The following is a 16,107-nucleotide window of genomic DNA, read 5'->3' as shown; positions in this document are numbered from 1 at the left end:
CTGCGTCATTGAACGTACAATCGTGGGATCAGATGTCGATTGCGGCTAGACGTTGTAAAGCACACCGACGATTTTCCGGGCGCCAATGACCGTCGGAACCCCATTTGCAGCCTTTCCCACGGAAAGGACCTGTGACGATCCCATCCCGCCTATGCTCTCGAACAGCCTGAAATGGGAAAGATCGCCCGGAAGCGCCGTGCCCACCCGCTTGAAAATGCTGGATCCGTCATCAAGGCAAAGGGCGACGAGCGCATCCTGGTGATGCCCGAGGGTGTCGAGTTGGATGTGGTCTCCTCCGAGGACAACTTGCTTATCAAGAGCGAGCGGCACGGCACTTTCATCGACCACGCGGAAGGCGATTGCGATCCGCTGCAACTCCCTGTTGGCGTCGACTGCCACGGCCTCTTCCGGGCCATGATCGACCCTCACCGTGTGGTCGAAAATGATCCCGACAACTTGGTGAATTGCCGTTTCATCCTCGGGAAGAAAGACGCTTTTTGGATTGCGGATGCGCGGGTCCGGCGTCTCGGCGGTGAGGGCGATTAATCCGCCACCTTTTGCGTTGCGAACTAACCGGCGCGCGTAAACGTCCTTGCCGTGCCGAGCGATCACCAGCCGCCGGTCCGCGCTTAACGTGGGTATGGATTTGACGATAGCGAGGCTGCCAGGGGGTGCCGCAAAACCAAAGTTGGCTCGCCTGAGATAGTATGCAACGCAGCTCTCAAGAACGCAGGGCTCGAGAATTTCCGGCTGGTCCTGGGTTTCCGCACCCGCCCGGTGCCTAGTAAAGGCCGCCAAATCGGGACAGATGACGACCCGCGGTGCAGCGAGCGAGGTGAAGTCGATCGCGGCCGGCGCCGCAAGCTTCTGCTTCGCTGCTGGCAAGTCCCGCCGGCGCCAGCGATAGCATTCTTCACGAATGTCCTCCGCAAGCTTGATCAGATCAGCCAATTGGCCAGCGCATTGCGCGACCTCACCAGCCGTGATGTCTTGGCGACGCCCGTGGTGGGCCTTGTTCATCAAGGCCACCACCGGGGAGTTGTCACCCAGCGCAGGGTGTTCAGCGAACCGCCTGAAAATGTCTGCGCCGAACATCCCGGCCGACCCGGCCCGTACCAAGGGGCGCATTCGCTGCACGAAATCGGCGAGCGTGGGATTCGGTGCCGCCTTGGCCCAGGATGAATGGGCCGGATCGTCGAACATGTCACCAAGCTGCGCCTCGAGGAACACGCGACATCCATCGGCGAAATCGCGTGCGGGCTCTTCTTCATTTGGGTCGGCATCGAAGCGCTTCTTGCGCTCAAGCAGGACGGAATGGGGCACGATCGTCCTGAGACGGGGCTGCAACCGTGTCGCGGGGTGCACGGCAAGATGCTCAACTCCGCCCGGAAGCTGGATTTTGGCAACCCGGCCGCTGAAGCGAGGATCATAAGACGTAACGATCACCTGCGCGCCACCACTCGCCAATTTTCCGAGCGCGGCCGCCAGCCGCTCCCGGTTTTCATCGTCAAGCAGCTCCTGAGGATCGTCAAGCACCAGGGTAGTCAAGCCACCGCGCTCCTTCAGCACGTGCTGCCAGAAGGCGAAAAAGAACGCGACCAAACTCGCTCGCAGGGCCGACGCGTTCGTGACATGTTGGGCTGGGGCCGCGACGCCTCCTGTTTGGACTACGAGGTCCAATTCCCCTTTGCGGCCCATACCGGTATCGACGAGTTGGTGAGCCGTATCGGGAAATGCGCCGAGATAGATGAGATCACGCCAAGCGGCGGCATCCGTTCGAAGAATTTTGCGAAGCTGGTCGACTTGCTGGTCAGCCAGCGTCCCCAAATCGGCTAGTTGACCGAGCGCCGTGCTTGCCGTCGCGTAGTTGCCAAGCCGGGCTTCAGCCGCCCGGCGCGTCGCCAAGTGCTTTGAAAGCCGCGCACACTGGGTCAACGCGTCCGAGATCGGCTCGGCTGCTTTGACGATGCTTTGGAGTTCCAACAGCTTCCCCGTGAGGGTCAGTTTCTCTGTATGCTCCCCTTCCTTGGGCTTGCGCCCGAGCACGCGGGTCAGGACATCCTTTGCCAAGGCATCGTTGTTTTGGCGCCAATGGGCAAAGCGGATTGCTCGGTTAAGGCGCTCCAAGGCTAGTTGAAGGTCGCTACACCCTGCTGGCAACGAGATGGCAAGGGGATCATCCAACTCCGCGCGGTTCTGGAATACGGCATCGAGGCTTAAGGCCGTTGGGGATTTCAATTCGCCAAGAATGCCTGCGAACGGTGCGAACGAAAAAGCCTCGTCGACAAGCGCTTTTCGCAGAAGGTCGCACGGATGCGACGGCAAGTCGGCGACCAACTCAGTGCGAAGCGCCTCGGGTAACGAGCGCAACAGATCGCCATGGGCATTTGCCGCCCAATGGGCCAGGGTTTGCGACAAGAGGTCAGCATCGGAGGCAGACCCGGCTAGGTGCTGTTTGACCGGTTGGCCCGTAACAGGGTCAGCGGCATGGGAATGATCGCCACCACAGACGACGCACCGGTTTTGGTCGCGTGCTGGGTCCGGATGATCGGCCATCCAGGCCTTGATCCGTGCATACAAGCGCGTGCGCGCTGCGCTCGATGGATTTTGCGCCAGCTCCTGCAGGGTGCGTGCTTCCGTCAGAATGGCATTTAGCCTGTTTTCGGCGTCGCCAAGCTCGTCCGGCGTCAGTTTGCGGAGGTCGGCGAGCCGTGCGATCGACTTCAACGTTTGAGGCTGGCTGACACGCTCGAGCGCCCGACTGATATTCTCTTCGAGGTCCGAACGCAGTTTTGCATCGGCGGGGTCAAAACGCCCGCCAAGGATCTCTTTCGCGGACTCAAACGCGCATGCCTTTGCGTCATCGAAGTTCGTCTTGATGGTCTTAAGCTTTTCCTCAATGGCCTTGTCGTCCGACGGGATTGGCACCGGCGTCGGCGGCTCCAGCATAGCATGCGTCCGCAAGATCTTTTCGAGGTCGCCTTTGGCAATGTTGTAATCGGCGTCCGCCTTATCGCGTTCGCCGCGCTTGGCCTTGATGAGATCTTTGTCGATTTTGGTTTTCGCGCGACGCGAATGTGCAGCAAGGTCCACGAGCGCTGACAACCCTGTAAGCTCGGACACTGCGCGTCCGAGTTCCGACTCAGATCCCAACTGAATGAGCGGGAGTAAGCCCGGCATCACGGTGCCGATGCGAAGTGCGATGGGATCGACCCCGAGCGGGGTTAGATCTGGCGGCAACTCCTTCAGCTTGCCCTGAAGCGAGCGCGTCATGCTGCGGCGGATGGGGGGAAGCTTCACGCCGCCATCTTCAACGAAGGTCAGTTCAACCCAGGTATCAGCTGGAACCCAGTCCTTGTCGGGTCGGTACTGATCCAAGAATGGCATTGGTGTCAGTGACGACAATTTGTGCGTTGTTCGCTCGTCCTCCGCATTGCCTATCCAGCAATCGAAGTCCTCCGGGCTTTCAGGTTCGCGCTGGGGCCGAAGCATCTGACCTGTGAGCGTCCAGATGACGGCATTGAGTAGCGAGGTCTTGCCGGATCCGTTCCGCCCTTCGAAGAGCGTGATTGGGCACGAGAACTCGTGGACATAATTCTCCGGGGCCGCATCCGGTGTCCCAAACTTATGCAGGCCGGCGAACCGGTGGGCCTCCACCCTCTTCAGCCGAAGTCGCCTGTTGTTCGCGTTCGCGGGCCGCGAGGGCAAGGCCTTTACAGCAGGTGGCGGTTGGGAAATCGCGTCTACGAGTTCTTCCGCATGCGGAGAGCGGACATCAGCGGTCCAAGCCGCAGGGCCACGATTTTGGTACCATCCCAAGGCGCTACGCGTTGCAGCATCAGGCAGAGAAAAGGTGTGCCCGCCCTCAATGAGAACTGGCGTGCCTACGATTAAATCGGCAACTAACGAGTCAATGGTGTGCAAATGCAGCGCACGAGCATTCGATCTATCCATGTTTTCGTCTGTCCATTGTTGTGCCCGAGACATCGTTCACCAAAGGCAGCACGCTCTGCATCGGCCGCACCGCGAAGTCATCAGCAGCTCTTCTTTTGAATAGGTCTGGGGACGATCTACCCCACATGCTTGTTGAGATATCCGTCTTCGCATCCATCTTTAATCATTGATGCCGTGCATGGACACCAGACTAATCTTTGCACACTCACCCCTTACAACCTCTCGTAAGGACCAGTGCCAAAGCTGTCCGGCGAACCCTTCCGTCGATCACCGGCAGTTTTCCGGGACATTCGCCTCAGCAATCTGGCTGCTTTAAGTGATTTCCCAGTCTGCGTCCTTGTAGGCCAATGGCTCGCACGGTGACATATAGCAGCCCCGGTGGACCGGGTTGCTCGAATAATCGCACCATCGTCGCAGGAACTCGGCGTTTTCGCGCCGTCTGCGCATAAGTCCCGCAATTGGCTGTTGTGAGGTGGTAAATCGCCGCTTTACGGTCGCGCGGGGGGAGCTGCCGAGGTGCATCGTTGCGTCGAGGGGTGCGTGACCGCGCATTATTGGGGGACCGCGAAGCTCGGTCGTTAAATTCGCCGTGCTCCCATCCGTTCATGTGAAGCCGTTCGCCAAACATCAGAAGCCAAACATCAGAAGATGGATGATTGCCGCCCTCCCCCAGACGGCATCGCAATGTGCCAAGATCGTGGTGTTCAACGCCACGAAAAGGAGAGAACGGCAAATGAAGGGTACTATGATCGGGGTGGATCTGGCAAAGAACGTTTTCCAACTTCACGGCGCGACAATGACGGGGCATCTCAGTTTCCGTAAGAAGCTGACGAGGTCACGGTTCCGGCAGTTCATGGCAAGCCAGCCGCCTGCCGTGGTTGTGATGGAAGCAGGCGGCAGCGCGAGCTACTGGGCCCGAGAATGGTCAAATTTGGCCACCAGTGAAGCTGATCGCACCTCAATATGTGCGGCCCTTTGTCAAACGGTAGAAAAACGATGCTGCCGATGCTGAAGTAATCGTCGTTGCACCACAGCGCCCGGAGATGCGTTTTGTACAGCCGAAGTCGGAAGATCAGCAGGCATGCGCTGTGTTGTTCCGAGCTCGGGAGCGCCTCCTCCATCAGCGCATCGTGCTTGTGAATGCTTGCGTTCGGTACTGTACGAATATGGCCACGTCATCCGAAAGGGATCGCCCACATCAAGCGGATTGAAAGTCTCCTTGAGGAGCCGAACAGTGACCTGCCAGCCCTGGTGCGCGAGAAATGCTTTGATCTGCTCGAACAGATTGCTGAAAAGACGGCCCGGATCGAGGTCAAAATGGCAAAGGCCAAAGCCCTTTTCCCTGGCGACTGATACAGCGCGGCGAATCCAGACAATGTCTGGTGTCGGGCCCCAGACTGCGTTGGCGATCAGCGGCTTTGCTCCGCCGATGGAGAGCTTCAAACGCGGGCGAGACTTTGCGGCCTGGCTTGGGCTCGTGCCGAGTCAATACACCTCTTGTCAAACGGCATCCAAAGTTGACCCCGCTCGGCATCCAATTTTGACCCCCTGATGTAGAGCGCTGCGGTGAGCGCCCGACCGGGTGGAACTGGTCTGGGTGGTGCAGCCCGGTCGGGCGCGGCTGATTGGGCTCTGGCGGCTTTAGCTTTTGAGAGCGGTTCTTGAAGCGCCAGGATTCGTTGCCGGTCTCGATGATCTCGCAGTGATGGGTGAGCCGGTCGAGCAAGGCGGTCGTCATCTTGGCGTCGCCGAAGACGGCCGGCCATTCACCGAAGGCGAGGTTCGTGGTGACGATGATCGAGGTCCGTTCGTAGAGCCGGCTGATGAGGTGGAAGAGCAGTTGGCCGCCGGCCTGGGCGAAGGGGAGATACCCGAGCTCGTCGAGCACTGCGAAGTCGAGCCGGGTCAGGTAGTCGGCGATGTGCCCCTGCTTGCCGGCGCGATGCTCGGTCTCGAGCCGGTTGACCAGGTCGACGACGTTGAAGAAGCGCCCGCGAGCTCCGTTACCGATGAGCGCCCGGGCAATCGCGATGGCGAGATGCGATTTGCCGGTTCCGGTGCCGCCGATGAGAACAGCGTTGCGCTGGTCCGCGACGAAGGCGCCGGTGGCGAGATCGCGGACCAGGGCCTCGTTGACCGGCGTGTCGGCGAAGTCGAAGTCGTCGATGTCCTTGGCGAGCGGCAGCTTGGCGACGGTGAGCTGGTATTTGATCGAACGGGCCTGCTTCTCGGTGATCTCGGCCGACAGCAGGTCGCCGACGATCCTGGGCGGCTCGTGCTGACGCTTTATGGCGGTGGCCATGATCTCGTCATAGGCGCTGCGCATGCCAGAGAGCTTCAGCGTCCCCATCAGGTCCAGTATCTCGGTGCGTTCCATCAGCTTGCCCTCCTGAGGCTGTCGTAGCGGGCGCAGTCGGCCTGCGGCTCATGGCGCAGACGCAGCGCGTCGGATGTGAGGATGGTCACGGCCGGTGCCGGATCACGCCGGCGGGCCACGATATTGAGGATGACGGCCGACGAGCAGACGTTCTCGGCGAGCGCCTGCTGGCAGGCGGACTCGACGGCGTCGAGACCATCGGACAGCACCGCCGTCAGGATCGCTACCATCTGCCGATCGCCGTCATCGGCAGCCTTCAGCCTGCGCCGCACCCGCTCCATCGCCGGCGGCAGCTCCCAGCCCTGGAATGGCGCGCCGTTGCGCAAGGCGCCGGGCTTACGAGCCAGCACGGGAACGTAGTGCCATGGGTCGTAGAGCGTCTGCCCGCGGCCGAACGAGCGGACATGCTCGCCCACAATCACCCCGTCCTGACGGATGACGATGCGGTCGGCATAGGCCTGGATCTCGACCGGGCGGCCGACGGCGGTCGACAGCACCGAGTATTTGTTGTTGTCGAAGCGCACGGTGCAGGTCTTCGACACCGAGGCGGGAACCGTGTGGAAGCCATCGAAGGGGCTACGATACTCGACCAGTCTGCCGCGCTCTTCCTCGAACACATCCCAGATCGTGCGCTCGGGCTGGTCGACATGGCGGTGAGCCTTGGCCCAGGCGACGCATTTGTCGAGCAGCCAGGCGTTCATCTCCTCGTAGCTCCTGAAGCGCAGGCGGGGCGTGAAGAAGCGTGCATGTACCGTGCCAAGGCAAAAAGCATTTGAAACGCCCGATAGTCAGCTTCCCTTACGTTGCGTACTCGACATTGTCGGCTATCGGACAATGCCGAACGTGCATCGGCATCGACCGACGCCTGAACCAGAGCGCACCCGCAGGACGCTTCGCAGCCGTGTCGACCTGGCGAGCTGATGCGACCAAGTACTAGTTCCGAACTGTTCGACGGCTGACGCACAGGGCGGACGGTTACTTTTCAAGTGAGGAGATCTCTGTATCCGCCATTCATAAGGGCGCGGCCACGAGAGACGGCGCGGCGAATGCGGTCGCGCAGATGGTCGCGAGGATCCCTCCAGTCGGCATCGACGCGGCGTTGACCAATCAGCGCTTCGGCGAGCTCGCGATGTGAGGCCCCGGCAAGCGATCCGTCGAGCGCACGAAGAACGAAGTTTAGACGGGGACCGCGTTTTTCCCGCGGAAACAAGCGGGCAGGCAGACGTTGACCCACACTTAGAGCATTGAGGCACTCGAGCGCCCTCAGGCGGTGCCTCAAAAGCTTCGCGGGCCAGATCGCCTCGGTTCGGAGACAGACAGGGTGCAAGATATCCGCGCCAGAGACGGCGAGCTGGAGCGTATGCTCAGCATTGCGAAGAAGAACATGTTGGCCCTTGTCGGGCGCCAGCAGGACCGTCGCACGACATGGCAATGCCAAGAGTTGGTACGGCGTTGTCTCCGACGATGCTGGCAGATGTTCTGCAATGACTGGCAACACATGGACGCACCAGAGCGGAGACCAGAAAACGATCGAATTTCGCCCATAAGACTCGGCGAAACAGAACACCCCAGCGTGACAGGTCGCCGGCCGACGCGACCACGTCAAGCAAGGGTTGGTAAGACCAGCTATTGGCCTGCTGGCTTGCAGCCGTCACATCACGCTGGAATGCTGGATTGCGGCGCAAAAACTCCCAAGCCCATTCGCGCGGCGTCATACCAGTGGTGTAGTCGTATGATCTTTCATCCCGCCAATCAGCCTCGACCGCGCCAGTCACGAGAACTGCAGGCATGACTGTGCCCCCCTGCCCGCCCCCACGAACGTCGAAACGTCATGCCTCCTGGCAAAGCACCGGCGCCGGAGCCACCAGACCTCGATGGAGGCATTTCGTCGAAGCGTGCGCCATTGGCACCTTGGAGGGCAGAAGGCGCGCGCAAACAGCCAGAACACCGTCGAACCCGCGCAGCGACAGCCAGCGCGGCCTGAGCACGCCAAGGGTATTCGTTTCGTATCGGTGATCGGCTCCTGCGTCCAGTTCAGGGCGTTCCTTGGAGACGTAGTGGCGTGGCGGTGGATTGCACGATGCTTGTGGGCAAGTTGTCGTGGCGCGGGCTATAAGGTCAGTCATCTGGGTCTCCTCGGGGGAAAAGTTTCGCCATTGGAGGCCAAGTTCCGCGCTATGGCAGGCTGTATAGTTGTACAGGTTAAGCCGTAGTTCAGTGGGCGCAAACGCGGCGACGCAGTGCAACCGCTTCTTTGGATGGTGCTCACGCAGGGCTTTTTGCGAGGGGTATGGAGATGGAGCGCGGCCGGGCCCCACTGGCGCCTGCTGCAGCCCATTGTTCCAAGCAGACTTGCCCCGCACTGCCCATTGTTTGCGGGCATGCCAATGCGCGGCGTCAGCAAGACATCGCCGGCCATGGCCGTCTGGCCGAGATACTACGCCGAGCCCGAGCTCCCCCTCTCCTGAACCCTCATAGAGCATATCGACTGCGGCCCGACATCAGCTCAAGTTGCCATAGGGACCAGTCGCATGCGATCGCATGGTGTCTGCCATGAATCCGTATGCGTGAAGCGCTCCAGAGCGAAGATGTTGGGCGTCAACCAAGTTCACCAATGAGCTTCACTGCTCGAGTTCTGCATGGTGTCACCGACTGGCGCCGGAGGTTCATCCGGTGATTAGGAGGAGCACTCGGTGTCGGATTCTCGACGATGTCGGACATGTGACACAACGCTTCCAGAACGATCGCATTGTTCATTAACGTTTTTCCCAGTTGCCACGACGATTGCAGTCCTATGCGCAAAAGCACTGCGACGCCGCACCGGGAAGAACTCATCCATGAACACGCTTTTTGGACATGCGGGCGCCCCCGCAAACACCGGACAATCCCGAGCAAACGGAAGCCATTCGACTTTCATTCCTCAGGTCGTCCGGACATGACCGAATTCGATTTCCGCCCTACAATGAATGCACCCGACGATGACCCCCATCTCTGGTTTGAAGATGTAGAACGCGAACGTGCACTTGCGTGGACCGCCAGCCAGTCGGCAAAGACCCTGAAGCATTTCGGTGGAACGCAGTTCGAGCGCGACCGGGCGGCGCTTACAGTGATGTTCGACCGTTTCGACAGGATTCCCCTGATCGCGCGCCGCGGTCAATACCTTTACAATTTCTGGCGAGATGCGGGAAATCCGCGCGGGTGAAGCGCAGCCCGGAGAATTTCGATGCATCTGGACTGGTGGTCACGCGCCACGAGGCAGTCTCTATCGATCATGAGCTGATCCCCTATACGCAGGTTGGTCCGGCGAACGGGAACGGAGATGCTCCGGTTCACCTTTCCGCTTATGGCGGGTTCGGCATATCGCTCCTTCCCTACTACAACTCCCCGCTGGGCAAGCTGTGGCTGGAGCGCGGCGGCACGTGTGTGGAGGCGAACATCCGCGGCGGCGGCGAGTTCGGCACCCGCTGGCACGATGCCGGGCGCAGGGAGGGCAAGCGTCTCGCCCATGACGATTTCGCCGCCGTTGCCGCCGACCTCGTGCGAAGGGGCATCACCCTGCCGAGGCGGATTGCCGCCGAGGGCGGCTCAAATGGCGGCCTGCTGATCGCCAACATGCTGACCCGCTATCCTGAGCATTTCGGGGCTCTGTTCTGCACAATTCCGCTTATCGACATGCGTCGCTACACCAAGCTCTTGGCGGGCGCGAGCTGGATCGACGAATATGGCGATCCGGACAAGGCTGACGATTGGGCTTTCCTGAAGGAAATCTCCGCCTATCACGCCGCGGCGCCGGGACAGCCCTATCCGCCTATCCTGATCGCCACCACGAAACGCGACGACCGCGTCCATCCGGGCCATGCGCGCAAGATGGCCGCAAAACTGCAGGCCCTTGGCTATCCCGCTTACTTCTACGAGGCCAGCGCAGGCGGGCACGGCTACGGCAAGGACAATCGGGAGCAAGCCGCATTCATCAGTCTGGGCACCAATTTTCTTCGCAGCGCGATCGGCTGGCACGCCGATAGCCTTCATAAAAGACCGGGAGCTCGACAAGGGCGAACTTCGGATGAGTGAGTACAGGTCGAGTACTGCGGCAAGGGTGCAAATAATGCGAGCACGGTTTGCGCAAATGCGCGCCCGCACGCTGTCGATCTCAATCAATACTGCAGGACTATAGCAGTCTACCATTTTCTGAAGAGCAAGGAGCAATATCATGGTAACAAGTAAATCAACGTGGCGCGGGGAGTAGTAGCGGCCGTCGTCCTGATGCTGCTGGCACAGCAGGCTGTCGCGACGAGCCATCCACAAGCCCCTGCGCCTCCCGCCTCCCCCGTCCCGTCGCCCTTACCCGTGCCCGTCTACGACACCAATCTAAGAGCCAAGCTCTTGGCAGATCCGCCTGCGCGGCTCCGCTACGTCCGGAGGCTCAATAGAATCTCGCACGGATCAGCGCCAAGCACCGCAGTTACGTCGAGAAACTCGATGATGTCGAGACGCCGCTCTCCACCCTCATACTTCGCCACGAAGGATTGCGGCCGACCAAGTTTCTCAGCCACCTGCGCCTGGGTCAGGCCTTTGGCCTTGCGCAGCGATATCAGCTGGGCCAGAAACCGCTGGTGGCGGGGAGTTCGAAGCGATTTGGGCATGTAGGTGAACCGGTCAAGTAAAGACCGGCTCAGCGACTAATCCCGGTTCCGGATTATCCCATTTTGGGATATGCTTCCTTGAATCCAGCGATCAACATGCGAGGTTCGCGGCAGACATGAATCAATCAACGGGAACCGACGGGACTCAAAGCTCAACACTGCGCGACGAAGCCCCCTGGTCGGAGAGCCTCACGAGCTATGACAGGCAGCATTTTAAGGTCTATCTGAGGATTATCGACGCCTCCGCCGACGATGCCAGCGAAGAGGAGATGGCGCTGCTCGTCCTCGGCATCGATCCGGTGCGAGAACCTGACCGTGCCCGAAAGGCGGTTCGCAGCCATCTCGATCGGGCGAATTGGATGGTTACGACCGGATACAAGGAACTGTTCACGCGTTGACGGTCCCCAGGGTGACCCTTCCGACCACCTTCAGGCGAGGAAGTCTCGATATCCACGATCCATGAGGAGGTGACCGCGCCGGACGGTACTGCGGATGCGATCGCGAAGGTGTTGCGCGGATCCGTCCAGCAGGCATGGACGCGTTGCCAGCCCAACAAGGCCGCTGCGATTTCTTGGTGCGATGCACCTCCGAGCGAGCCGTCGAGCGCCTGGAGGACAAAGTGCAGGCGGCTGCCGGGCGCGTCGGGCGGAAACAGGCTGTCGGAAAGTTGTCCAGTCGTGTGAAGAGCATTGAGGCATTCGAACGCATTCAACTGCTGCCTCATCCGATCGGCGAGCCAGATCGCGTCGACGGAAAAGCCGAACGGGGTGCAAAGCGTCGCGCTTTCCAGGACGAGCTGGAAACCCGGATGAGCATCTCGCAGCACGACGTCCTGCCGACCGTCAGCCGGGAAAGCCATTCGAACTGGCGTGCGTTGGTGGCAGGGCTTAAGCAGCGCGGGCTCGCCGGCGTCGAGTTTGTCGTCTCCGACGGCCATCCGGGCTCAGGCCAGCGATCCGGGAAGTCCTGCGCGAGGCAGTCTGGCAGCGCTGTTACGGGCACTGCCGCTGCCGCATCACAATCACATGAAGTCGACGAACATGCTGGAGCGGCTCAACCAGGAGATCAAGCGGCGTACCCTGGTCGTCGGCATCTTCCCCAGCCAGCAGAGCTGTCTGCGGCTGGTTCGGGCACTGGCGGTGGAGATCCACGAGAACTGGATCTGGCTCGGGGAACGAGCCGCATCATGCAATCGGGCTCAGAAAATGGATACCGCAAACCAACGGACCAAAAAAGGGGAGCCAGCCTTGACACCCCTTATATAAGCTCCTTGAAAGCCCGGTGCGGCGCGATAATCCGTTGCGCCGCACCCGTTCCCGCGTGATCAGCCGTCTGAAAAATGCACTTGGCTAAAGGCCAATGGTACGGACCCCGCCCTCCAAGCGAGGTGAAATCTCGACCGCCAACTGCAGCGAAGGAGGATCTCATGCAGATCGTTCGAATAGGTCTGGATCTAGCGAAATAAGTCTTCGAAGTTCACGGTGTCGACTGCCACGGGAAAGTCGTCGTGCGCAAAAACGCTACGCCGCGATGCGGTAGCCCGCTTCCTCGCCAATCTGCCACGATGTCTGGTCGGCATGGAGGCATCGAACGGAGCGCATTATTGGGCAAGGTGCTTTCCGATCTCGGCCATGAGGTTCGGCTGATCAGCCTCAGTTCGTGACACCATACGTCAAGTCCAACAAGAATGACCGGAATGACGCTGACGCGATTTGCGAAGCCGCTGGCCGGCCGACGATGCGTTTTGTTTCACCGAATCAGCCGATCAATTGGCAATTCAAGCGGATCATCGCATTCGCAGCCGTCTGGTTGCAGATCGGGTCAAGCTCATCAATCAGGTTCGTGGGCTTCTAACCAAGCAATGCCCGCGGGCCGTTGTTGATATTACGGGGAGCAGCGACGATGTCTCAATGAATTGGTGCGGGTGCTGATACGAGAAGTGCAAACGGAGTTGGCCGAATTGGACAAACGCATTGCATCCTATGATCGCCGGGTTCGGCAGTTCTTTCGCAACAGCGAATTATGTCAGCGGCTTGGAAAGCTAAGGCATCGGCCCTGTGACCGCGACAGCCTTGATCGCGGCCGTAGGTTATCGAACTTGCTCAAGAACGGCCGCCAGTTTGCGGCATTCTCGTGCCGAAACAACGATCCAGTGGAGGGCGAGCCCGCCAAAGAGGCGCAATAGAGGTCGCCCATCGCCCGCCTATGGCGACCAGTTCCCGCACGCTGGGCAGGTTCTCCAGCCGGTACATGGTCGATTGGGAGGCCAGATCCCAACCCGACGGCAGCGCATCCTGGGCCATCTTGAAGAAGGCATCGGAGCGCAGCCAGTTCGCGTCGCTGCCGTCCTCGTAGCCGGCGGCGATCATCTTCATGCGAAAGCCGATCGTGTCGGCCAAGCTGTGGGCGGTCTTGTCCCGACAGCGCGGATCAAGAACGCGGTCCGCGATGCGCTACTAATGCGCGGCACCATGGACTTCGACGATCTCGGCTCCTACCGCGCCTTCATCGATGAGATCGTCAGCCGCCGTAATGCCGCTCATGGCAAGCGCATCCACGCCGAGCGCCCGCATTTGCAGGAACTTCCCGACCGCCGCGCCACCGACTTCGAAGAGGTGGTCGTCACGGTGTCACGCACAGGCGGCTTCACCTTGCGCAAGGTCGTCTACACTGTGCCTTCCCGCCTGATCGGACATCGGCTTCGCGTCCGGCTGTTCGATGATCGCCTCGAGGTCTTCATCGGCGGGACGCATCTGATGACGTTGCCCCGAGGACGCGGCCATGCCCACGGCCGGCACGACCAGGTCGTCAATTACCGGCACGTCATCCCGAGCTTGAAAGCTCTTGCAGAAGAAGATTTGGACCCGATCCGCAGAATCACCATACGGGCCCGCGGCTTTTGAAAGGTCGCGACGAAAGGCCCGAGAGAAGAACGCACTCGATCACGGTGGGCACGCTCACGAGGCTGACCAACCAGTTTCGCGCCATTCTGCTGGAGCGCGGCACGACTATCGCACAGGGACGCCGCAAGCTCGAGCAGGCTGTGGAGGCATTGCTCGCCGATCCGGACTTCATGGCCGGCAGCCGAATCGCTTGCGGAGATGTGGGAGGAATGGCTTGATCTCGACCGCCGAAGGCTTTGGATCGGGAGTTCGTCGAACTGGCCCGCACCGATGCAGCCGCTCGGCGCCTGACGTCGATCCCCGGTATCGGAGTTCTCAATGCCACCGCTCTGGGCGCCGCAGTAGGGGATGGTGACCAAATTGGTGGCAGCCAGGATAGCCATGGATGCGGGCTGCGGAATGCCCATCGCCACAGGAAAGCCTTACCCGCTCGCCGCGATCGAGAATGGTGGGCCATCAACATGGTTCTTCCGTCCGCCATAGGCAGGGATCCCTGCGACACCTATGCCAACTGCGCACCCTGGATGATGGGTCGTGCGCCGTTATTCGGACGGCCGCTGTCAGCAGCCGACAGACTGACGGACGGCCGAGACCGCCTGAGGCTGCCGAAGGGCAAGCGGGCTCGGTTCACCGCTGCAAGGCGCGGACGCCCCACTATACCTGGAAGCTGGGCAGAATCTCGCACGGGTCAGTGTCAAGCGCCGCAGTGACGTCGAGAAACTCAATGACATCGAGACGCCGCTCTCCACCCTCGTATTTGGCCACGAAAAATTGCGGACGGCCAAGCTTCTCGGCCACCTGCTCCTGGGTCAGGCCTTTCGCCTTGCGTAAGAAAATTAGCTGGCCCAGAAACCGGTGGCGGGGCGATCGAAGAGATTTTGGCATGCAGGTGAACCGGTCAGTTAAAGACCGGCTCACCGACTAATCCCGGGTTTGGATTGTCCCATATTGGGATAGACTGCTTAACTCCAGCACAGGCAGGCGAGGTTCGCAGCAGTTATGATTCGACCGACCGAAACCGGTGAGATTAAAAGCTCAACTCTGTCCGACGAAGTCCCCTGGTCGGAAAGCGTTACGGCCTCAACAACGCGCACTTCACGACATACATGAGGCCCCTAGACGCTTCCGCCGACGACGCGAGCGAAGAAGAGATGGCGCATCTGATCCTCGGCATTGATCCGGCACGCGATGGCCGCGCGCAGGTCTGGTGCCTGGCCCGTTGAAGGCCCGGCGAGCTGCGGCGCGCAAGCCCCTTTTGGTCGTCGGCGATGATCAGTTTCACACCGCGCAGGCCGCGATCGGCGAGAGACCACAGGAAGTCGGTCTAGAACGTCTCGCCCTCGGCCGGGCCGGTGGCGAGCCCAGCACCTCGCGCTTCCCGCCATCGTCCACCGCGATGGCGATTTTTCGCGGCACGACTGACGATCTTCCCGCCCTCGCGCACCTTCACCTAGATACCGTCGATCCCGCCTCTCCCTGGCGATCGCCGATACCGACAGGCCCTGCCGATGCAAATCCAGTATCATCATCATCTCCCTGATCTTGATCACCGAAATCCCTCTCCCGACCATCGGGAGAAACATCGCCGATCATGCGCCGCCGGTCTTCCGGAGCGCGCTCCGGGAGACCGGCGACCGCGCTATTCTGGGAAGATTCAAACGGCACTTCTGGGGAGCATTGAGCCGGCATCGACACTCGGGAAGTAGCTTCCCTTGGGCAGCTTCGAGGATGTCCAGAGCGATCCAGGCCGCACGGGTGTCCCAGTCCCAGTCGCGATATCCGTTCCGCTGCACCTCCCGCAGCGGCGAGCGCGCCTTCGCCCGCCGCGCTTCCCGCGTCCGGTTCCATGATCCGCTCGGCCGCAAGTGCCAGCATGTTCCGCACGAGGTCGCCAGCGGCCTGCTTCTCAACAGCTCGATCAGCGCCATTTTGTCATCGGTCATCGTCATCTCCGTTTCAGGTTTCAGACGTTGCAACCTAAACCTTCTCGAAGATCGGCGATGACCGCAGAGTCACGGTCGGCGCGCTGCGCTACGTCGACGGCTCCACGCGGCCCTCCTACACCATCAGCCGCGGGCTGTGCCACCGTCGGCAACCAAGAGGTTGCAACGGATCGTTCAAATAACTTTACAGATTCTTTTGCAACCGCGGACCGCTGACGATGCTAGGTTCACCGCAAGGTCTGAAGGCAGGCGTGAATATGAGCCAATGCCGATTTTACGTTCGGACC

General features: G+C 60.6%; 11 protein-coding genes and 11 pseudogenes. 11 read left to right on the top strand and 11 right to left on the bottom strand.

The window, feature by feature from the left end; all coding sequences use genetic code 11:
• Nucleotides 1–45 precede the first annotated feature (45 nt).
• Complete coding sequence (locus EN818_RS29385) at nucleotides 46–3,954, bottom strand: AAA family ATPase (protein ID WP_165778577.1); 3,909 nt, start codon at nucleotides 3,952–3,954, stop codon at nucleotides 46–48.
• Nucleotides 3,955–4,606: 652 nt separating this feature from the next.
• Between EN818_RS29385 and EN818_RS29380 the strand changes: the two genes are divergently transcribed.
• The 3 genes from EN818_RS29380 (at nucleotide 4,607) to EN818_RS33990 (ending at nucleotide 5,506) form a co-directional block, all read left to right on the top strand.
• On the top strand, nucleotides 4,607–4,966 hold the full coding sequence (locus EN818_RS29380) for a hypothetical protein (RefSeq protein WP_135906563.1): 360 nt from the start codon (nucleotides 4,607–4,609) through the stop codon (nucleotides 4,964–4,966).
• 128 nt (nucleotides 4,967–5,094) lie between these two features.
• Nucleotides 5,095–5,307, top strand: coding sequence for a hypothetical protein (locus tag EN818_RS33995; RefSeq protein ID WP_245518885.1), 213 nt, complete (start codon nucleotides 5,095–5,097; stop codon nucleotides 5,305–5,307).
• A gap of 22 nt (nucleotides 5,308–5,329) precedes the next feature.
• Nucleotides 5,330–5,506, top strand: a complete 177-nt coding sequence (locus EN818_RS33990; protein WP_236372026.1) for a transposase — start codon at nucleotides 5,330–5,332, stop codon at nucleotides 5,504–5,506.
• A 99-nt stretch (nucleotides 5,507–5,605) separates the two neighbouring features.
• Here the strand turns inward: EN818_RS33990 and istB are convergent.
• The 4 genes and pseudogenes from istB to EN818_RS33980 all read right to left on the bottom strand — a co-directional run.
• A pseudogene (istB, locus tag EN818_RS29370) lies at nucleotides 5,606–6,331 on the bottom strand (IS21-like element helper ATPase IstB); the annotation flags it as partial.
• Nucleotides 6,331–7,092, bottom strand: a pseudogene (locus EN818_RS29365) (IS21 family transposase); the annotation flags it as partial. The pseudogenes istB and EN818_RS29365, both read right to left, overlap by 1 nt.
• 221 nt (nucleotides 7,093–7,313) lie before the next feature.
• The gene (locus EN818_RS33985) at nucleotides 7,314–7,565 is read right to left on the bottom strand and encodes a DUF2285 domain-containing protein (RefSeq protein WP_236372019.1); all 252 of its coding nucleotides are present in this window, start codon (nucleotides 7,563–7,565) and stop codon (nucleotides 7,314–7,316) included.
• 130 nt (nucleotides 7,566–7,695) lie between these two features.
• A complete protein-coding gene (locus tag EN818_RS33980; RefSeq protein WP_245491411.1) occupies nucleotides 7,696–8,121 on the bottom strand; it encodes a DUF6499 domain-containing protein in 426 nt (141 codons plus the stop codon).
• A 1,145-nt stretch (nucleotides 8,122–9,266) separates the two neighbouring features.
• On the opposite strand from EN818_RS33980, the gene EN818_RS32950 reads away from it, so the two are divergent.
• Together EN818_RS32950 and EN818_RS29355 are read left to right on the top strand one after the other, a co-directional pair.
• Complete coding sequence (locus EN818_RS32950; RefSeq protein ID WP_165778576.1) at nucleotides 9,267–9,533, top strand: S9 family peptidase; 267 nt, start codon at nucleotides 9,267–9,269, stop codon at nucleotides 9,531–9,533.
• Nucleotides 9,530–10,402, top strand: a pseudogene (locus EN818_RS29355) (prolyl oligopeptidase family serine peptidase); the annotation flags it as partial. The gene EN818_RS32950 and the pseudogene EN818_RS29355, both read left to right, overlap by 4 nt.
• Nucleotides 10,403–10,740: 338 nt before the next feature.
• On the opposite strand, the gene EN818_RS29350 reads toward EN818_RS29355, so the two are convergent.
• Complete coding sequence (locus EN818_RS29350; RefSeq protein WP_095521216.1) at nucleotides 10,741–10,974, bottom strand: helix-turn-helix transcriptional regulator; 234 nt, start codon at nucleotides 10,972–10,974, stop codon at nucleotides 10,741–10,743.
• A 116-nt stretch (nucleotides 10,975–11,090) separates the two neighbouring features.
• Here EN818_RS29350 and EN818_RS29345 point away from each other — a divergent pair, with 116 nt between their 5' ends.
• On the top strand, nucleotides 11,091–11,372 hold the full coding sequence (locus EN818_RS29345; RefSeq protein WP_095521215.1) for a DUF2285 domain-containing protein: 282 nt from the start codon (nucleotides 11,091–11,093) through the stop codon (nucleotides 11,370–11,372).
• A gap of 143 nt (nucleotides 11,373–11,515) precedes the next feature.
• On the opposite strand, the pseudogene EN818_RS33975 reads toward EN818_RS29345, so the two are convergent.
• Nucleotides 11,516–11,698, bottom strand: a pseudogene (locus tag EN818_RS33975) (DUF2285 domain-containing protein); the annotation flags it as partial.
• A gap of 123 nt (nucleotides 11,699–11,821) precedes the next feature.
• Here EN818_RS33975 and EN818_RS29335 point away from each other — a divergent pair.
• Both EN818_RS29335 and EN818_RS33970 read left to right on the top strand, forming a co-directional pair.
• Nucleotides 11,822–12,137: pseudogene (locus EN818_RS29335) on the top strand (transposase); the annotation flags it as partial.
• A 263-nt stretch (nucleotides 12,138–12,400) separates the two neighbouring features.
• Nucleotides 12,401–12,827 (top strand): annotated as a pseudogene (locus EN818_RS33970) (IS110 family transposase); the annotation flags it as partial.
• Between the two features lie 319 nt (nucleotides 12,828–13,146).
• On the opposite strand, the pseudogene EN818_RS29325 reads toward EN818_RS33970, so the two are convergent.
• A pseudogene (locus tag EN818_RS29325) lies at nucleotides 13,147–13,427 on the bottom strand (transposase); the annotation flags it as partial.
• On the opposite strand from EN818_RS29325, the pseudogene EN818_RS29320 reads away from it, so the two are divergent.
• Nucleotides 13,404–13,811 (top strand): annotated as a pseudogene (locus EN818_RS29320) (IS21 family transposase); the annotation flags it as partial. The pseudogenes EN818_RS29325 and EN818_RS29320 overlap by 24 nt on opposite strands.
• Before the next feature lie 110 nt (nucleotides 13,812–13,921).
• Nucleotides 13,922–14,227 (top strand): annotated as a pseudogene (locus tag EN818_RS33965) (IS110 family transposase); the annotation flags it as partial.
• 304 nt (nucleotides 14,228–14,531) lie between these two features.
• Here the strand turns inward: EN818_RS33965 and EN818_RS29310 are convergent.
• Entirely contained in the window at nucleotides 14,532–14,762 is a 231-nt protein-coding gene (locus EN818_RS29310) for a helix-turn-helix transcriptional regulator (protein WP_095521213.1), read from the bottom strand.
• Between the two features lie 114 nt (nucleotides 14,763–14,876).
• Between EN818_RS29310 and EN818_RS33960 the strand changes: the two are divergent.
• Nucleotides 14,877–15,067: pseudogene (locus tag EN818_RS33960) on the top strand (hypothetical protein); the annotation flags it as partial.
• A gap of 56 nt (nucleotides 15,068–15,123) precedes the next feature.
• On the opposite strand, the pseudogene EN818_RS29300 reads toward EN818_RS33960, so the two are convergent.
• Together EN818_RS29300 and EN818_RS29295 are read right to left on the bottom strand one after the other, a co-directional pair.
• Nucleotides 15,124–15,327 (bottom strand): annotated as a pseudogene (locus tag EN818_RS29300) (transposase); the annotation flags it as partial.
• Nucleotides 15,328–15,466: 139 nt separating this feature from the next.
• Nucleotides 15,467–15,820 carry a hypothetical protein gene (locus EN818_RS29295; RefSeq protein ID WP_128364202.1) on the bottom strand — a complete coding sequence of 118 codons (354 nt, stop codon included), beginning with the start codon at nucleotides 15,818–15,820 and terminating at the stop codon, nucleotides 15,467–15,469.
• Nucleotides 15,821–16,107: the final 287 nt, after the last annotated feature.

It is taken from the genome of Mesorhizobium sp. M3A.F.Ca.ET.175.01.1.1 (genome assembly GCF_004791945.1).
Lineage (GTDB): Bacteria > Pseudomonadota > Alphaproteobacteria > Rhizobiales > Rhizobiaceae > Mesorhizobium.
This window is presented reverse-complemented; position numbering and strand designations above follow the sequence as displayed.